Genomic DNA, 15,992 nt, shown 5'->3' with positions numbered 1-15,992 from the left:
CAGGAGAGCCGAGTTGAGCACCGAGCCGAGCACTGAGCCGAACACTGAGTCTTCCCGCGCCGCCACCACCGCTCCGTACCGTCTGGACCCGAAGGGCGGCTGCCCGCACGCGGCGAACGCCCGGCTGCTCGCCCGGGGCGCCGTCACCGATGTCGTCCTGCCCGGCGGGATCGCGGGCAAGATGGTGCTGGGCCACGAGGCGCTGAAGGACTTTCTCTCCCGCCCCGATGTCGCCAAGAGCCCGGCGCACTTCACCGCGCTGCGGGAGGGCGCGATCCCCCCGGGGTGGCCGCTGCTCACCTTCGCCGTGGTGCCCGGGATGATCACGGCGGACGGTGACGACCACCGCCGGCTGCGCACGCTGGTGAGCCGGGCGTTCACCGCGCGGCGGGTGGAGGCGATGCGCGCGGGCATCGAGTCGGTGACCGCCGCGCTGCTGGACTCGCTCGCGCGGGAGGCGGCGGCCGGGGACGGGGTGGTGGATCTGCGGACGCGGTTCGCGCTGCCGCTGCCGCTGAGCGTGATCTGCACCCTGCTGGGGCTGGACGAGGAGTACCGGGAGCGGCTGCACGAGCTGTCGAACCAGGTGGTCAGCACCACGATAGAGCCGCAGGCGGCGATCGCCGCGAACAAGGAGATGATCCAGCTCCTGGCGGCCATCGCGGCGATCCGGGCGGAGCGTCCGGGGGACGATCTGACCAGCGCGCTGATCGCCGTCCGCGACGAGGACGGCGACCGGCTCAGCCAGGAGGAGCTGATCGGCACCCTGATGCTGACGGTGGTCGCGGGCCATGAGACCACCCTCAATCTGATCAGCAACGCGGTACGGGCGCTCTGCGGGCACCGCGATCAGCTGGAGGCGGTGCGGTCGGGGAAGGCGGGCTGGACGGATGTGGTGGAGGAGACCCTGCGCTGGGACGCCCCGGTGAGCTACTTCCCGTTCCGCTACCCCGTCGAGGACATCACGGTCGACGGCACCCTGATACCCAAGGGGACCCCGGTCCTGGCCGGTTACTCGGCGGCGGGCCGCGACACGGAGGCGCACGGCCCGGACGCCGGCCGCTTCGACGTCACCCGGTCCGGCGGGTCCCGGCATCTGTCGCTGGGCCACGGCGCGCACTTCTGCCTGGGCGCGCCGCTGGCGCGGCTGGAGGGGGCGATCGCGCTGGAGCGGCTGTTCACCCGCTTCCCCGATCTGGATCTCGCGGTCCCGGAGGCGGAGCTGGAGCGGCACGCCAGCTTCGTGGGCAACGGGGTGGACGAGCTGCCGGTGCGGCTGACGCGCTGAGCGGCCCGCCGCCCGGAGATCCGGGGGCGGCTGGACGACACTTGTCCCGTACGTGTGCGTCCTGACCGCCGAGGAGAGTGGAAGCAGCCCATGCGCCCCGTCATCGCCGTCACCGGAGCGAGCGGAGGGGTCGGCGGCCGGGTGGCCCGCCGGCTCGCCGCCGCCGGAGCCGCTCCCCGTCTGCTGGGCCGCGACCCGGAACGGCTGCCCGTGCTCCCGGGCGGCTCCCTCGCCCCGCCCGCCGCCTATGGGGACGGCGCGGCGATGCGCGCCGCGTGCGACGGCGCGCGGACGCTCTTCCTCGTCTCCGCCCGGGAGGCCCCCGACCGGGTCCACGACCACCGCACCGCCGTGGACGCGGCGGTCGCGGCGGGGGTGGAGCGTGTGGTCTATGTGTCCTTTCTGAGCGCCGCGCCCGACGCCACCTTCACGTTCGCCCGCGACCACTGGCACACGGAGGAGTACATCCGCGCCTCCGGGCTGCGCCACACCTTTCTGCGGGACAGCTTCTACCTCGCGTCGCTGGCGGGGATGGCGGGCGCGGACGGGGTGATCCGGGGTCCGGCGGGCGGGGGTGCCGTCTCCGCCGTGGCGCACGACGACATCGCGGACGCGGCGGTGGGTGTGCTGCTGGGCGAGGGCCACGACGGCCGCACCTACGACATCACCGGCCCCCGGGCGCTGACCCTGGCGGAGGCGGCGGCCGAGCTGAGCCGGTTCGCCGGGCGGGAGATCCGCTATGTCCCCGAGACCCGGGAGGAGGCGTATGCCTCCCGCGCCGGCTACGGCGCCCCGGAGTGGGAGCTGGCAGGGTGGGTGACCTCGTACGAGGCGATCGCGACGGGCGAGATGTCGCTGATCTCGGACGCGGTGCCCCGGCTGGCGGGCCGGGAGGGGATCGGCTTCACGGAGTACCTGCGGGAGAACCCGGAGGCGTACGCCCATCTGCGCGGATGAGCCCACCGGAAACCCGCGCCCCCCGGGCACGGCGAACCGGTCGGTGCCATGCGCCCCACGGCACCGGCACCGGTGGGCCGCCCCGGCCACGCGCCCCACCGGCGCGGGTCGGCCGCCCGGCCCGGGCCCACGGCCCGGTGGGCGGCAGCAGCGGAACACCGTATCGACCGCGCCCCGGAATGCTCTCACCCGGAACACTGAATTCACCGCCGTCGGCCATCACGCGAATTCCGCTTTCCGCCACGAAGGACGCGGCGCGCCACCCCGCACAATTACCGCCGATGCGGGGTGGCGCGCCGCGTCCGGAAAGCGGACGGGATTAGTTGTCGTTCACGAAGTACGCGGTGTCGTCGCAGTACCCGGTCTGGTTCTCCTTGTGGAGACAGACTCTGAGCTTGTAGCGGGCACCCTCGGTCAGATTGTATTTGCCGCCCATGCTGGCGCGGCCGGTCTCGGTGCTGTTCACGCCTCCGACCTGGAGGGTGTAGCGGGTGCTGCCATCGGAGTTGAAGACCCAGCCCTTCACACCCCAGCCGTCGGCCTCCTGGTCCTTGATGGTCACCACGTCGCCGTAGAGCGTGATGGAGATCTTTCCGCCGGGATCTCCGTCATCGGTCTGAACCGAGTAGTCGGCGGCCGACGCCTGGGTGCTCGCGAAGAGCGTGAGCGCCATGGCCGAAGCCGTCACTCCGAGAATCCTTCGAACGTTCATCAAGCAACTCCCGTCCGGTCTTTCTTTCCCCTGTCGAGCGTGCAGAGCGACCGTAGCTTTTTCGGCTGTTGGCCTGAAGCGAACTCCGCGCGTGATAGGCGACCGGTGGGCGCCTCCGGCCGATGACATCGATATACGGGGCTTTTCGGCAGCCGTATCGCCACGGGAGGCGGGCGGTGATATGCCGTGCGATTACCGTGTGATGGTCCTGCGGCCCCGCCGCCAGACCTCGGTGACCAGGGGGACCCCCGGGCGGTACGCGAGATGGACGGGGCTCGGGGCGTCGAGGAGCGCGAGGTCGGCGCGGGTGCCGGGGGTCAGGCGGCCGATGTCCGTGCGGCGCAGGGCGGCGGCGCCGCCCGCCGTGGCCGACCAGAGGGCCTCGTCGGGGGTCATGCCCATGTCCCGTACGGCCAGGGCGACGCAGAACGGCATGGACGAGGTGAAGGAGGAACCGGGGTTGCAGTCCGTGGAGAGCGCCACGGTCACCCCGGCGTCCAGCAGCCTGCGCGCGTCGGGCCACGGGGCGCGGGTGGAGAACTCGGCGCCGGGCAGCAGGGTGGCGACGGTGGTGCCGTTCGCGAGGGCGTCGATGTCCGCGTCAGTGAGATGGGTGCAGTGGTCGGCGCTGGCCGCCTCCAGTTCGACGGCGAGCTGGACACCGGGCCCGGGGCCGAGCTGGTTGGCGTGGACGCGCGGGATCAGCCCCTTCGCCTTCCCCGCGGTGAGCACGGCGCGCGCCTGGTCGCCGTCGAAGGCCCCGCGCTCGCAGAAGACATCGACCCAGCGGGCGTGCGGGGCGCAGGCGTCGAGCATCTCGCCGGTGACGAGGGCGACATAGCCGGCCGGGTCGTCGGCGTGGTCGGGGGGCACGATGTGCGCGCCGAGGTAGGTGACCTCGTCGGTGTGGCGGGCGGCGATCTCCAGGGCGCGGGCCTCGTCGCGGACGGTGAGCCCGTAGCCGGACTTGGTCTCGAAGGTGGTGGTGCCCTGGCGGAGGGCCTCGCCGAGGTAGCGGACGAGACCCGCCTCCAGCTCGGCGTCGGAGGCCGCGCGGGTGGCGGCGACGGTGGTGCGGATGCCGCCGGCCTCGTAGCGGCGCCCGGACATCCGGGCGTTGAACTCCTGGGTGCGGTCGCCGCCGAAGAGCAGATGGGAGTGGGAGTCGACGAACCCGGGGATCACGGCGGCGCCCCCCGCGTCATGGACGGTGTCGGCCGCGGGGGCGGACCCGGCGGGGCCGGCCCAGGCGACGAGGTCCCCGTCGATGAGGAGCGCGGCGTCGGGGATGGCGCCGAGGGGGGACCCGTCGCCGAGGGCCGGATCGTTGGTGACGAGAACGCCGATACGGGTGATGAGGGTGGTGCTCATGAGGTCCTCTCGCTGATCGACCGCCGTCCGTCGCGGCGGGGTCCGGGGCCGCCCGCCCCACGGTACGGGGGAGCCTGCGGCGGTCCGTGGGGCCGGTGTCACCCGGATGGCCGTCTACCCCCGCCGTGTCACCGTGCGCCACCATGTGCTCACAGACCTCTGTTGAAGGGGAAAGCACATGGGCACGGTCGCGCAGTCGCCACCCGGGGGTTCCGCCGTCCGCGAGGCCAAGCGGTAGCGGGGGTGGCCCCCTTCGGCGAGCGGCCCCGGCGCGAAGCGGACACCGCGGCCCGGGGCGTCGCCCGGCCCGAGGACTCGCCGTGGGTCCGTGCGGCGGTGGACGCCCTGCCCCGGCACCTGTTCGCGGCGGACCGGCCGGGGCGGCCGGGCACCACCGCCCCGCCCTGTCCGCGCACGGTGGTGGACCTGCTCGACTCGCTCCGGCTGAAACCGGGCCACCGGGTCCTGGAGCTGGGCACGGGCTCCGGCTGGACCGCCGCCCTGCTGGCCCACCGGGCCGGACCCGGCCGGGTCACCAGCGTCGAGGCGGACCCCGGGCGGGCAGCCGCCGCCCGGAGACGGCTGGCGGCGGCGGGGGCCGGACCGGCGGTGGAGGTGGCCGACTCCGCGGCCGGGTGGCCGCGCGGCGCGCCGTACGACCGGGTCGTCTCGGCCCGCGCGGTGGACCGCGTCCCCTGGGCGTGGGTGGCCCAGACCCGGCCCGGCGGGCGGATCGTCACCCCCTGGGGCCGGCTCGGCCATGTGGCCCTCACCGTCGCCGCGGACGGCCGCTCGGCGAGCGGCTGGGTCCAGGGCGCCGCCTGCCGCACCCCCGCCCGGGCCGAGGACACCGGTTCCGACGGCTTCGCCCGGGTCCGCGGCGCCGGCCCCGCGGCCGGCGAACGCCCCTGGTCCCGCGACCCGGCGGCCCTCCGGGAGGACCGTCATCTGCGGTTCGCCCTGAGCGTCGCCCTCCCGGGGGTCCGGGTCACCGTCGCCGCCGCCGGCCACGGCACGGGCGCGCGGCTCCACGACGGCGTCTCGTCCTGGGCCACCCTCTCCACCCTTCCCGACGCCACCGCCCTGGCCGCCCAGGGCGGCCCGCGCCGCCTCGCCGACGAACTCGAACTGGCCTGGGACGGCTGGCTGGAGGCGGGCAGCCCGGATCTGTACGAGTTCGGCCTGACGGTGGAGTCCGAGGAGCTCCAGTACGCCTGGGCCCTCGACCAGGAGACGGGACCCCGCTGGCTGCTGCCGGCCCCGGCGGACCCGGGCGCGGCGCCCGGGGACGGCCCCTCCCCCGACGACCCGGCCGGACGGCGCCGGCGGTGACGGGGTGAGGCGCGCACGGGGCGGGTGGGGACGGGCGGGGCCGGTACGGGCGATACGGCCCACCGCCCGGCCGGATCAGTGCCCGTCCGGGGTCGGGCGGTGGTGAACGTACTCCACGACCGTCCCGTCCGGGTGGCGGGCGTTGAAGCCCGCCCCGGTGGGGACCTCCTGGAGCGGGAAGAGAATCTCCGCTCCCGCCGCGACCAGGCGGTCGTGGTAGGGGCGCACATCATCGACCAGCAGTGTCCCGACGGTGGAGCGGAAGGGGCGCAGGTCCTCCTCGGAGCCCTCGATGAGGAGGAACGCCCCGACCATCGCGAGCCTGAGGTTCTTCGCCGGGAAGCCGAACCGGCCGTCCGCCTCGACGGCCTGGAGCCTCTCGTGGAAGGCGATGCTGTCGTCCAGCTCCCCCGGTGCGACGAACACCCGGATGAGGACACGGGGTTCGGCGAGGCCGGAGGAGTCGGTGCGCTTGCGCCACACGTCCGGGCGCCCCTGGTCTGCGGTCATCCGGTCAGTCTGGCACGGGCTCACGCGCGCAGCGCCCCGATCGCCGAGGCCAGCTCCCCCGCCGCGTCCGGGATCAGGGTGTGCGCCCCGGACCTGACCACCCGGCGGCCCGCGACCACCACATCGGTGACGTCCGCCGCCGACGCCGCGAACACCGCCGTCTCGGCGGCCAGCCGGGCCACCGGGCCCGCCGTGCGGACGGAGGTGAGGGAGACGGTGGCGAAGTCGGCGGGGGCGCCGGCGCGCAGCCGCCCGGCCTCGGGCCAGCCGAGGGAGGTGTGACCGGTGGCGGTGGCGGCGCGCAGGAGCGCGGCCGCGGTCCAGTGGCCCCGGGTGCGGGTGCGCAGCCGCTCGTCGAGTTCGAGGGCCCGGGCCTCCTCCAGGAGGTCGATGACGGCGTGGCTGTCGCTGCCGAGGGAGAGCGGGGAGCCGGCCCGCTGGAGCGCGGCGGCGGGGCCGATGCCGTCGGCGAGGTCCCGTTCGGTGGTGGGGCACACGCAGACCCCGGCGCCGGCGCCGCCGAGCACCCCGATGTCGTCGTCGGTGAGATGGGTGGCGTGGACGGCGGTCACCGTCGGTTTCCAGAACCCGGCGCGGTCCAGGAGCCGGGTGGGCGTACAGCCGTGGACCGCCTGGCAGGCCGCGTTCTCGGCGGGCTGTTCGGAGAGGTGGAGATGGACGGGCAGACCGTCGGTGCGCTCGGCGAACCGCTCGTACCCGTCGCGGTCGGAGAAGGCGCGGACCGAGTGGAGTGCCGCGCCGATCCGCGCGTGGTCGCGGGGCTCCAGCCGGCTGAACCGCTCCCACCAGCCGTCGGCGCCGCCGTCGCCGAACCGGAGCTGGGGGCCTTCGAGGGGCTGGTAGCCGTCGCGGGTGAGGCCGCCGTGGAGATAGGCGGTGTCGAGCAGGGTGATCCGGATGCCGGCGTCCGCCGCCGCCGCGATCAGCGCCTCCCCCATCGCGTTGGGGTCGGCGTAGGGCACACCGCCGGGCCCGTGGTGCAGATAGTGGAACTCCCCCACCACGGTCACCCCGGCGAGCGCCATCTCCGCGTACACCGCCCGCGCCAGGGCGTGGTACGTCTCCGGGGTGAGCCGGGCCGCCGTCGCGTACATCACCTCCCGCCAGGTCCAGAACGTGCCGGTGCCGACCTGGACGGTGGAGCGCAGGGCGCGGTGGAAGGCGTGCGAGTGGGTGTTGGCGAGGCCGGGGACGGTCAGCCCGCGCAGGATCTCCGCGCCCGGCGGGGGCGCGGGGGTCTCCTGGCGCAGGGCGGCGATCCGGCCGTCGCGCACCTCCAGCAGCACACCGGGTTCGACATGGGTGCCGAGCCAGGCGTGTTCGGCCCAGTACGTCACGGTCAGCGGCACGCGAGCCCTTCCAGTACGTCGGCGAGCGCGAGCACCCCGGCGGCGCAGTCGTCCTCGGCGGCGCTTTCGGCCGGGGAGTGCGAGACGCCGGTGGGGTTGCGCACGAACAGCATGGCGGTCGGTACGGAGGCGGAGAGGATTCCGGCGTCGTGTCCCGCTCCCGTGCCGAGGACGGGGAGGGCGCCGCCGAGGAGCCGGTTCAGCTCGTCCCGGAGCGCGTGCTGGAACTCGACGACCGGGGTGAAGGACTCCCGTACGACGGTGAGGTCGACGCCGTCGCGCCGGGCGTGCTCGCCGGCGGCCCGCTCGATCGCGGCGACGACCGTGTCGAGGCCGTCCTGATCGGCGGCGCGGGCGTCCAGCCAGCCCCGGACCAGGGACGGGATGGCGTTGACGCCGTTGGGTTCGACGGCGACCTTGCCGAAGGTGGCGACCGCGCCCGCGAGCCGGGCCTCGCGGCGGGCGGCGAGGACGGTCTCGGCGTAGGTGAGCATCGGGTCGCGGCGGTCGGCGAGGCGGGTGGTGCCGGCGTGGTTGGCCTCGCCCGCGAAGTCGTACCGCCAGCGGCCGTGGGGCCAGATGGCGGACGCGATGCCGACCGGGTCCCCGGAGAGGTCGAGGGCGCGGCCCTGCTCCACGTGCAGCTCGACGAACGCGCCGACGCGGGCGAGGCGTTCGGGGTCGGGGCCCAGCGCCGACGGGTCCTGTCCCGCGGCCTCCATCGCCTGCGGGAGGGTGGTGCCGCCGGCGTCCCGGAGCGCGTACGCCTGCTCCCGGGTGAGCCGTCCGGCGGTGAGCCGGGAGCCGACGCAGGCGAGGCCGAAGCGGGCGCCCTCCTCGTCGGCGAAGTTGGTGACCGCGATCGGGCGGGTGGGGCGGGCGCCCCGGCGGCGCAGCTCGTCGAGGGCGGCGAGGGCGGAGACGACGCCGAGGGGGCCGTCGAAGGCGCCGCCGTCGGGCACGGAGTCGAGGTGCGAGCCGGTGACCACGGCGTCCGTGCCCCTGGGGTCGCCGAGCCAGGCCCACTGGTTGCCGTTCCGGTCGGTCTCGTGCGCGAGGCCCCGGGCGAGGGCCTGCTCCCGGAACCAGGCCCGGCAGTCGGTGTCGGCCCCGGTCCAGGCGTACCGGCGGTAGCCGCCGGTCGAGGAGGACCGTCCGATGGTGGCGAGTTCTCGCCACATCTCCTGGAAGGAGGCCGCTCCGGGCGCGGGGGAGGTCACTCGGACTCCCTCATGGGGACGCGGACCGCGCGCTCCGCGGCGACGGCCCCGGCGGATTCGTATCCCGCGTCGACATGGCGGATGACCCCCATCCCGGGGTCGTTGGTCAGCACCCGCCGGATCTTCTCCCCGGCCAGCGCGGTCCCGTCCGCCACCGTCACCTGCCCCGCGTGGAGCGAGCGGCCCATCCCGACGCCGCCGCCGTGGTGGATCGAGACCCAGGAGGCGCCCGATGCCACATTCACCATCGCGTTGAGCAGCGGCCAGTCCGCGATGGCGTCCGAGCCGTCGAGCATCGCCTCGGTCTCGCGGTACGGGGAGGCCACCGAGCCGCAGTCCAGGTGGTCGCGGCCGATCGCCAGCGGGGCCGTCAGCTCGCCCGACGCCACCATGTCGTTGAAGCGCTCGCCCGCGCGGTCGCGCTCGCCGTAGCCGAGCCAGCAGATCCGGGCGGGCAGGCCCTGGAAGCGGACCCGTTCGCCCGCCAGGGTGATCCAGCGGCGCAGGGACTCGTTCTCGGGGAAGAGCTCCAGCATCGCCCGGTCGGTCCGGGCGATGTCGGCGGCGTCCCCGGAGAGCGCGGCCCAGCGGAAGGGGCCCTTCCCCTCGCAGAACAGGGGGCGGATGTAGGCGGGGACGAACCCGGGGAAGTCGAAGGCCCGGCCGTATCCGGCGAGCCGGGCCTCGCCCCGGATGGAGTTCCCGTAGTCGAAGACCTCGGCCCCCGCGTCCAGGAACCCCACCATCGCCTCCACATGGCAGGCCATCGACTCGCGCGCCCGGACGGTGAAGTCGGCCGGCTTCTCCGCCGCGAGGGAGGCCATGTCGTCGAAGGGGACCCCGAGCGGGAGGTAGGAGAGGGGGTCGTGGGCCGAGGTCTGGTCGGTCACGATGTCGATGGGGGCGCCCGTCTCCAGGAAGTACGGCAGCACCTCGGCCGCGTTGCCGAGGACCCCGATGGAGAGCGGGCGGCGGGCGTCCCGCGCCTCGGCCGCGAGGCGCAGGGCGTGGTCCGGGGAGTCGGCGCGGACATCGAGGTACCGGTGCCCGATCCGGCGCTCGATGGCGCGCGGGTCGCAGTCGACGCAGATCACGACCCCGTCGTTCATGGTGACGGCGAGCGGCTGCGCGCCGCCCATCCCGCCGAGACCGGCCGTCAGGGTGATCGTCCCCGCCAGGGTGCCGCCGAACTTCTTCGCGGCGACGGCGGCGAAGGTCTCGTAGGTGCCCTGGAGGATGCCCTGGGTGCCGATGTAGATCCAGGACCCGGCGGTCATCTGCCCGTACATGGTCAGCCCGAGGGCCTCCAGGCGCCGGAACTCCTCCCAGTTCGCCCAGTCGCCGACCAGGTTGGAGTTGGCGATGAGAACGCGCGGGGCCCATTCGTGGGTCCGCATCACACCGACCGGGCGGCCGGACTGGACGAGCATCGTCTCGTCCTGTTTCAGCGTCCGCAGGGTGCGCACCATGGCGTCGAAGGAGCGCCAGTCGCGGGCCGCCTTGCCGGTGCCGCCGTAGACGACCAGGCGCTCGGGGTGCTCGGCGACCTCGGGGTCCAGATTGTTCTGGAGCATGCGGAGGGCGGCTTCCTGCTGCCATCCGAGGGTCTGGAGTTCCGTACCGCGCGGGGCCCGGACGGGGCGGGGTCCTGACATGGGCAGTTGCCTCCTCGCGACAGCGGCGGGCATCCGTGGCGGAGCCGGCTGTTCACCTCGGTTATTCACATCCTGACGAGATGAATAGTTCTAGTCAACAGGTGTGCCCCGGCCGCCGGGGGTGGTTGGCTGGCCCATATGACCGCCGAACGAAGGAATCAAGCCGTACGAGCCGCTGTCGCACAGGGGCTTCTCACCGAGGAGCGGCCGGTGGCCGCCCTCCTGGACGTGGCCGGAATACGCGATTCGGCGGCGGAGCTGCGCGCGGCGTTCGCCGCCGTCACCGACGCGCCGGTGCTGCACGCCTTCGCGGTGAAGGCCGCGCCCCTGGTGCCGGTGCTCGCGCTGCTCGGCGCCGAGGGGATCGGGGCGGAGGTCGCCAGCCCCGGGGAGCTGGCACTGGCGCGCGCCGCCGGCATCCCGCCCGAGCGCACCGTGCTCGACTCCCCCGCCAAGACCCCGGGCGAACTGCGCGAGGCGCTCGCCCTCGGGATCGCGATCAACGCCGACAACCCGCAGGAGCTGGCCCGGATCGGTGAACTCGCGGCGGCCGGGGCCGATCCCGGCGCCCGCTCCCCGCTCGGGCTGCGGGTCAATCCGCAGATCGGCGGGGGCTCCATCGGGGCGCTCTCCACCGCGACGGCCACCTCGAAGTTCGGGGTCGCCCTGCGGGACGCGGGGGCGCGCGAGGCCGTCGTACGGATGTATCTGGAGCGGCCCCGGCTGACCCGGCTGCACACCCACTCGGGTTCGCAGGGCGTGCCGCTGGAGCGGATGGCCGAGGGGGTGCGGGAGGTGTACGCGCTCGCCGAGGAGATCAACGCGGCGGCCGGGCGACAGCAGATCGACACCGTCGACATCGGCGGCGGGCTGCCGGTGAACTTCGCGTCCGACGAGGTGACACCCACCTTCGCGGAGTACGCCGAGCTGCTGAAGGAGCAGGTCCCGGGGCTGCTGGACGGGCGGTACGGGCTGGTCACCGAGTTCGGGCGGGCGCTGCTCGCCAAGCACGGCACGATCCTCGCCCGGGTGGAGTACGCCAAGGTCTCGGGCTCGCGCCCGATCGCGGTCACCCACGCGGGGGTGCAGGTCGCCACCCGTACCGTCTACGACCCGGTCTCCTGGCCGCTGCGGATCACCGCCCACGACGGGCGGGGGGTGCCGAAGACCGGGCCGGACGTGGTGCAGGACATCGCCGGGCCGGCGTGTTTCGCGGGCGATCTGCTGGCCGAGGGGCGGGCGCTGCCGCTGCTGGAGCAGGGGGATGTGATCGCGGCCCTGGACACCGGGGCGTACTTCTTCTCCAGCCACTACGGCTACAACAGCCTGCCCCGCGCCGGGGTGCACGGCTTCCGGGTGCGGGACGGGGCGGTGGAGTTCTCGCTCGCCCGGGAGCCGCAGAGCGTGGCGGAGATCGTGGCCGAGTCGGGGGGCGGTCTGGCGGGCGCGCTGCTGTAGCCCGGCCGGGGGCGGTACGGGCTCGTCCGGGGGCGGTTGTCGGTGGCGGCTGGTTTCCTGGAGCCATGGCGGACAGGGAAGTGGTCGTCGAGCGCAGGATCGCGGCGCCCGCCGAGCGGGTCTGGCGGGTGCTGACCGATCTGGCGGGCGCCCCGGCGGTGCTGAGCGGTGTGGAGGCGGTCGAGGTGCTCTCCGATGGGCCCTTCGGGGTCGGCACCCGGTGGCGCGAGACCCGGCGGATGCTGGGGAAGGAGGCCACCGAGGAGATGTGGGTGACCGCGAGCGACCCGCCGCGCGGTTACACGGTGGAGGCCGCCTCGCGCGGGGCGGCCCACCGCTCCCGGTTCACCCTGCGGCCCGCCGGGCCCGGGGCCACCGATGTCCGGATGTCCTTCACGGCCGTCCCGCCCGGCGGCGCCGCCGGGCTGCCGGCGAGGGTGTTCGGCGCGCTGGGAGCGCGGCTCGTGAGCAGGGCCGTCGCACGGGACCTGGCGGATGTGGCGGCGGCGGAACGGGCCGGCCCCGGCTCCCCCGGGACCGTCTGACCCCCCGCGCCCCGCGCAACGGACGCATTTCCTGCACATCCGCGGCGCATCACCCGGGAGCTTCCGGGCAGTCCTCCTCCCGTACCGCATCCGCACCGCCCGGGGGAGGGCCCCTTTGACCAGCGCACCCGCCACCGACCGCAGTACCGGGACGCCCGAGGGCGAGGGCCCGCTCAAAAGGGTCCTCGGGCCGAAGCTGCTGATCCTCTTCGTGATCGGCGACATCCTCGGCACCGGTATCTACGCCACCACCGGCAAGGTCGCCGGGAAGGTCGGAGGTGCGCTGTGGCTGCCGTTCCTGATCGGATTCCTCGTCGCGGTGCTGACCGCGGCGTCCTATGTGGAGCTGGTCGGCAAGTACCCCAGGGCGGCGGGGGCCGCGCTCTACACCCAGAAGGCGTTCAAGGTCCCCTTCGTGACCTTCATCGTCGCCTTCATGGTGATGTGCTCCGGGCTGGCCTCGGCGAGCGCTGCGGCCCGCGCCTTCGGCGGTGACTACTTCCACGAGTTCACCGACGCGGTCCCGCCGACACTGATCGCGGTCGTCTTCATCCTGGTGCTCGCCGCGCTGAATCTGCGCGGGGTCTCGGAGTCCGTGAAGACCAATGTGGTGCTCACCGTCGTGGAGCTGACGGGCCTCGCGGTGATTCTCGCGATCGGCGCGTGGGCGGTGCTCTCGGGTGACGGCGAGCCCGCCCGGCTCACCGAACTGGAGACGTCCGGGACCGGGTTCGCGCTCTTCACCGGGGTGCTGGGGGCAACGGCGCTGGCGTTCTTCGCCTTTGTCGGCTTCGAGGACTCGGTGAACATGGCGGAGGAGACCAAGGACCCCGTCCGCACCTTCCCCAAGGCGATCTTCATCGGGATCGGGGTCACCGGCACGATCTACATCCTGGTGGCCCTGGTCTCCTCGCTGCTGGTCGACCACCGCACCCTCGCGGGGTCCAGCGGGCCGCTCCTGGAGGTGGTCAAGGCGGGCGGGCTCGGCTTCCCGCCCAAACTCTTCGCCCTGATCGCGCTGTTCGCGGTCACCAACTCGGCGCTGATCAACATCATGATGGCCTCGCGGCTCTGCTACGGCATGGCCAATGAGCGGATTCTGCCGAAGGCGATGGCCCGGGTGCTGCCCAACCGGTGCACCCCGGTCGTCGGGATCGTCTTCGTGTCGGTGCTGGCGATCGGTCTCGTGCTGACCGGGGAGATCGAGGGGCTCGGCGACACCACGGCGTTCCTGCTGCTCTGTGTGTTCGCGGTGGTCAACATCGCGGTGCTGGTGCTGCGCCGCGACAAGGTGGAGCACCGGCACTTCCGGACGCCGACGGCGCTCCCGGTGCTGGGCGCGATCACGGCCCTGGTGCTGGCGAGCCCGCTGGCGGACCGGGATGCGGAGGTGTACATCCGGGCGGGGGTGCTGTTGGTGATCGGGGTGGGGTTGTGGTGGGTGAACCGCCTGGTGATGCGCTCACGCGGCGAGTCCCCTTCCCCCTGAGCCCGGGGGCGCCGGGCTCACGCCGGGGGCGCCTCGTGCGGGGTCCTGTGCCCCAGGGTCCGTCCTCAATCTCCCCCAGAGCTGCCTCTGGGAGGTGCCCCCGGACAGGCTGGGTGGTTCAGCCCCTCCGGCGACCTGATCCGCACCACCCCGGCCCCTCCGGCGACCTGAGCAACCCAAGCCCCTCCGGCGATTGAGCCGCACCACCCCGGCCCCTCCTGCGACCTGAGCCGCCCCCCTCCCAGCCCCGCCGGCGACCTGAGCAAACCAAGCCCCTCCGGCGATTGAGGAGCGGGGGTTCGGGGGCCGGCCCCCGACCGTGGCCCGCACCGTGCGGGGCTCCTGGCGCACAGGGTCCGTCCTCAGGCTTCCCCAGAGCCGCCTCCCTGCCGGGCGCGGGTCACGGGCGGCGGCGGGTGCCGCCGGGGCGGGCGTCGCCGGCGGCCGGGCCCGTGGCGCGGAACGACTCCACCCGCCGCCCGGCCGGACTCCCCAGCGCCCGGTCCGCCGAAACCCACAACAACCTCTCCGCACCCCGCTCCCACCACCCGAGCCACACCGCCTTCCCCCACAACCCGGCCCCCGCCCCCGCCAGCACCATCCCCCCGGCCGCCGGCACCACGAAGGCCGACCCCACCGCCACCACGAATCCCCCCAGCAGCCCCCACCGGTGCGCCCGCCGCCACCTCCGCAGGGTCACCCTCCGGTCCTGGAGATAGTCCCCCCGCCCCGCCCGGCCCGCCCCCTCCGCGAGAGCGGCATAGCGGCTCCGGCGCGCCAGCGCCGTCACCGCCGCCGTGACCAGCAGCAGCGCCGCCCCGCTCAGCACCCCGATCCGGCGCCCGGTGAGCCCCGGCACCAGCGCCCCGATCGCCGCGGCCAGGACCCCCAGCCACCACAGGGGCGCCGCCCCGGCCCGTACCACCACCGCGACCCTCGCAAGCGACTGCGACTGCGACTGCGCCCCGCGACCCACGTCCGTACTCCCTCGTCTCCGCGCCCACGTCCTGTTGCGGGCGGAGATTAACCCCGGTTTCTGAGCGGCGTCTGAGAAACCCGGAAACAGCCCCGGAAGAGCCGGTCTCACTCGGCGAAGAGCCCCCGGGCCGCCGCCCTGCCGTCGAACTCCTCGAGGCGCGCCTGCGCGTCGGGCAGCTCGTCGCACATCGCCTCCAGCAGCACCCGCCCCAGCAGCATCGGCGCGCACGCCGTGTCGAAGGAGAGCCCGGTGCCGACGGCCGCCGGGATGAGCAGATCGCTGTGGCCGGCGACCGGGGCGAACGCCGAGTCGGCGACGGTCACCACGGTCAGCCCCGCCGAGCGGGCGGCGGCCAGGGCCTCCAGGACCTCCCGGGGGTGGCGGGGCAGCGCGAAGCAGAGCAGCGCGCTCGCACCCGCGCGCCGGGCGCCCTCGATCCGGTCGGCGAGCAGGCTGCCGCCCTCGTCCAGGAGGCGTACATCCGGGTGAACCTTGGCCGCGAAGTAGGCGAACCCCCGGGCCTGGGCCGCGGCGGCGCGCAGCCCGAGGACCGGCAGCGGGCGGGATGCGGCGAGCAGCCGCCCCGCGCGGAGGACCGGGGCGGGGTCGGCGAGGAGTTCGGCGAGCCGGCCCAGGTTCTCGATCTCGGCCCGGACCGCCTGCTGGTACTCGTTGGGGACGGCCTCGGTGGGCGCGCCCGGCGGCGGCGCGATCTCCCGGAGGTGGCGGCGCAGCGCCGGATACCCGTCGAAGCCGAGGGCTACGGCGAACCGGGTGACGGACGGCTGGCTCACCCCGGCGACCTCGGCCAGCTCCACGCTGGAGAGGAAGGGCACATCGGCGGCCCGGCGCACCATGCTGTGGGCGATCCGCCGCTGGGTGGGGGTGAGCCGGTGGCCCTCGAAGAGCTGCTGGAGCCGTGCGGCGGGGCTCTCGCTCATCCCGTCCCTCTCGTCGTCGGTCTCACCGTGCTCACGGTCCGTCCCCGTCCTTCGTTCCGCCGCCGCCCGGCCCTGGTGCGTTTCACGGCCCGGCCGGGGCATGGAGAACCTGTTCGGACATCGGCTCCGGACAGCTCCAGCGTATTCAGGCATCAAAAACATCAA

General features: G+C 74.3%; 14 protein-coding genes. 6 read left to right on the top strand and 8 right to left on the bottom strand.

The window, feature by feature from the left end; all coding sequences use genetic code 11:
• Window positions 1-13: 13 nt before the first annotated feature.
• Together ACWCRA_RS25375 and ACWCRA_RS25370 are read left to right on the top strand one after the other, a co-directional pair.
• Window positions 14-1,288: a cytochrome P450 family protein gene (locus tag ACWCRA_RS25375; RefSeq protein ID WP_451068680.1), complete on the top strand. Its 1,275-nt coding sequence runs from the start codon at window positions 14-16 to the stop codon at window positions 1,286-1,288.
• Window positions 1,289-1,378: 90 nt separating this feature from the next.
• On the top strand, window positions 1,379-2,245 hold the full coding sequence (locus tag ACWCRA_RS25370; RefSeq protein ID WP_451068679.1) for an NAD(P)H-binding protein: 867 nt from the start codon (window positions 1,379-1,381) through the stop codon (window positions 2,243-2,245).
• A gap of 319 nt (window positions 2,246-2,564) precedes the next feature.
• Here the strand turns inward: ACWCRA_RS25370 and ACWCRA_RS25365 are convergent, their stop codons facing one another.
• A complete protein-coding gene (locus ACWCRA_RS25365; RefSeq protein WP_351557344.1) occupies window positions 2,565-2,933 on the bottom strand; it encodes a hypothetical protein in 369 nt (122 codons plus the stop codon).
• A 216-nt stretch (window positions 2,934-3,149) separates the two neighbouring features.
• Window positions 3,150-4,328, bottom strand: a complete 1,179-nt coding sequence (gene hutI / locus ACWCRA_RS25360; RefSeq protein ID WP_351557341.1) for an imidazolonepropionase — start codon at window positions 4,326-4,328, stop codon at window positions 3,150-3,152.
• 243 nt (window positions 4,329-4,571) lie between these two features.
• Between hutI and ACWCRA_RS25355 the strand changes: the two genes are divergently transcribed.
• The gene (locus ACWCRA_RS25355; protein WP_351557339.1) at window positions 4,572-5,660 is read left to right on the top strand and encodes a methyltransferase domain-containing protein; all 1,089 of its coding nucleotides are present in this window, start codon (window positions 4,572-4,574) and stop codon (window positions 5,658-5,660) included.
• Between the two features lie 75 nt (window positions 5,661-5,735).
• Here the strand turns inward: ACWCRA_RS25355 and ACWCRA_RS25350 are convergent, their stop codons facing one another.
• Genes ACWCRA_RS25350 through hutU form a run of 4 tightly spaced genes read right to left on the bottom strand, consistent with a single transcriptional unit; the run spans window position 5,736 to window position 10,415 of the window.
• Window positions 5,736-6,170 (bottom strand): VOC family protein, encoded by a 435-nt coding sequence (locus tag ACWCRA_RS25350; protein WP_351557336.1) that lies wholly within the window; start codon window positions 6,168-6,170, stop codon window positions 5,736-5,738.
• Window positions 6,171-6,190: 20 nt separating this feature from the next.
• A complete protein-coding gene (locus tag ACWCRA_RS25345; RefSeq protein ID WP_451068678.1) occupies window positions 6,191-7,540 on the bottom strand; it encodes a formimidoylglutamate deiminase in 1,350 nt (449 codons plus the stop codon).
• The gene (locus tag ACWCRA_RS25340) at window positions 7,531-8,721 is read right to left on the bottom strand and encodes an allantoate amidohydrolase (protein WP_451068707.1); all 1,191 of its coding nucleotides are present in this window, start codon (window positions 8,719-8,721) and stop codon (window positions 7,531-7,533) included. Before ACWCRA_RS25340 ends, ACWCRA_RS25345 begins: the two co-directional genes overlap by 10 nt.
• Before the next feature lie 35 nt (window positions 8,722-8,756).
• Window positions 8,757-10,415 (bottom strand): urocanate hydratase, encoded by a 1,659-nt coding sequence (hutU, locus tag ACWCRA_RS25335; protein ID WP_451068677.1) that lies wholly within the window; start codon window positions 10,413-10,415, stop codon window positions 8,757-8,759.
• A 138-nt stretch (window positions 10,416-10,553) separates the two neighbouring features.
• Here hutU and ACWCRA_RS25330 point away from each other — a divergent pair, with 138 nt between their 5' ends.
• From ACWCRA_RS25330 to ACWCRA_RS25320, 3 genes are all read left to right on the top strand, one after another.
• On the top strand, window positions 10,554-11,873 hold the full coding sequence (locus tag ACWCRA_RS25330) for a type III PLP-dependent enzyme domain-containing protein (RefSeq protein WP_351557327.1): 1,320 nt from the start codon (window positions 10,554-10,556) through the stop codon (window positions 11,871-11,873).
• Between the two features lie 65 nt (window positions 11,874-11,938).
• On the top strand, window positions 11,939-12,418 hold the full coding sequence (locus ACWCRA_RS25325; RefSeq protein WP_451068676.1) for an SRPBCC family protein: 480 nt from the start codon (window positions 11,939-11,941) through the stop codon (window positions 12,416-12,418).
• Between the two features lie 115 nt (window positions 12,419-12,533).
• Window positions 12,534-13,907 carry an APC family permease gene (locus ACWCRA_RS25320; protein WP_351557321.1) on the top strand — a complete coding sequence of 458 codons (1,374 nt, stop codon included), beginning with the start codon at window positions 12,534-12,536 and terminating at the stop codon, window positions 13,905-13,907.
• 400 nt (window positions 13,908-14,307) lie between these two features.
• Here ACWCRA_RS25320 and ACWCRA_RS25315 read toward each other — a convergent pair whose 3' ends face one another.
• Both ACWCRA_RS25315 and ACWCRA_RS25310 read right to left on the bottom strand, forming a co-directional pair.
• Window positions 14,308-14,883 carry a hypothetical protein gene (locus tag ACWCRA_RS25315; RefSeq protein ID WP_451068675.1) on the bottom strand — a complete coding sequence of 192 codons (576 nt, stop codon included), beginning with the start codon at window positions 14,881-14,883 and terminating at the stop codon, window positions 14,308-14,310.
• A gap of 107 nt (window positions 14,884-14,990) precedes the next feature.
• Window positions 14,991-15,827 (bottom strand): MurR/RpiR family transcriptional regulator, encoded by an 837-nt coding sequence (locus ACWCRA_RS25310; RefSeq protein ID WP_351554414.1) that lies wholly within the window; start codon window positions 15,825-15,827, stop codon window positions 14,991-14,993.
• Window positions 15,828-15,992: the final 165 nt, after the last annotated feature.

The organism is Streptomyces sp. NPDC001889 (genome assembly GCF_053594535.1).
This window is presented reverse-complemented; position numbering and strand designations above follow the sequence as displayed.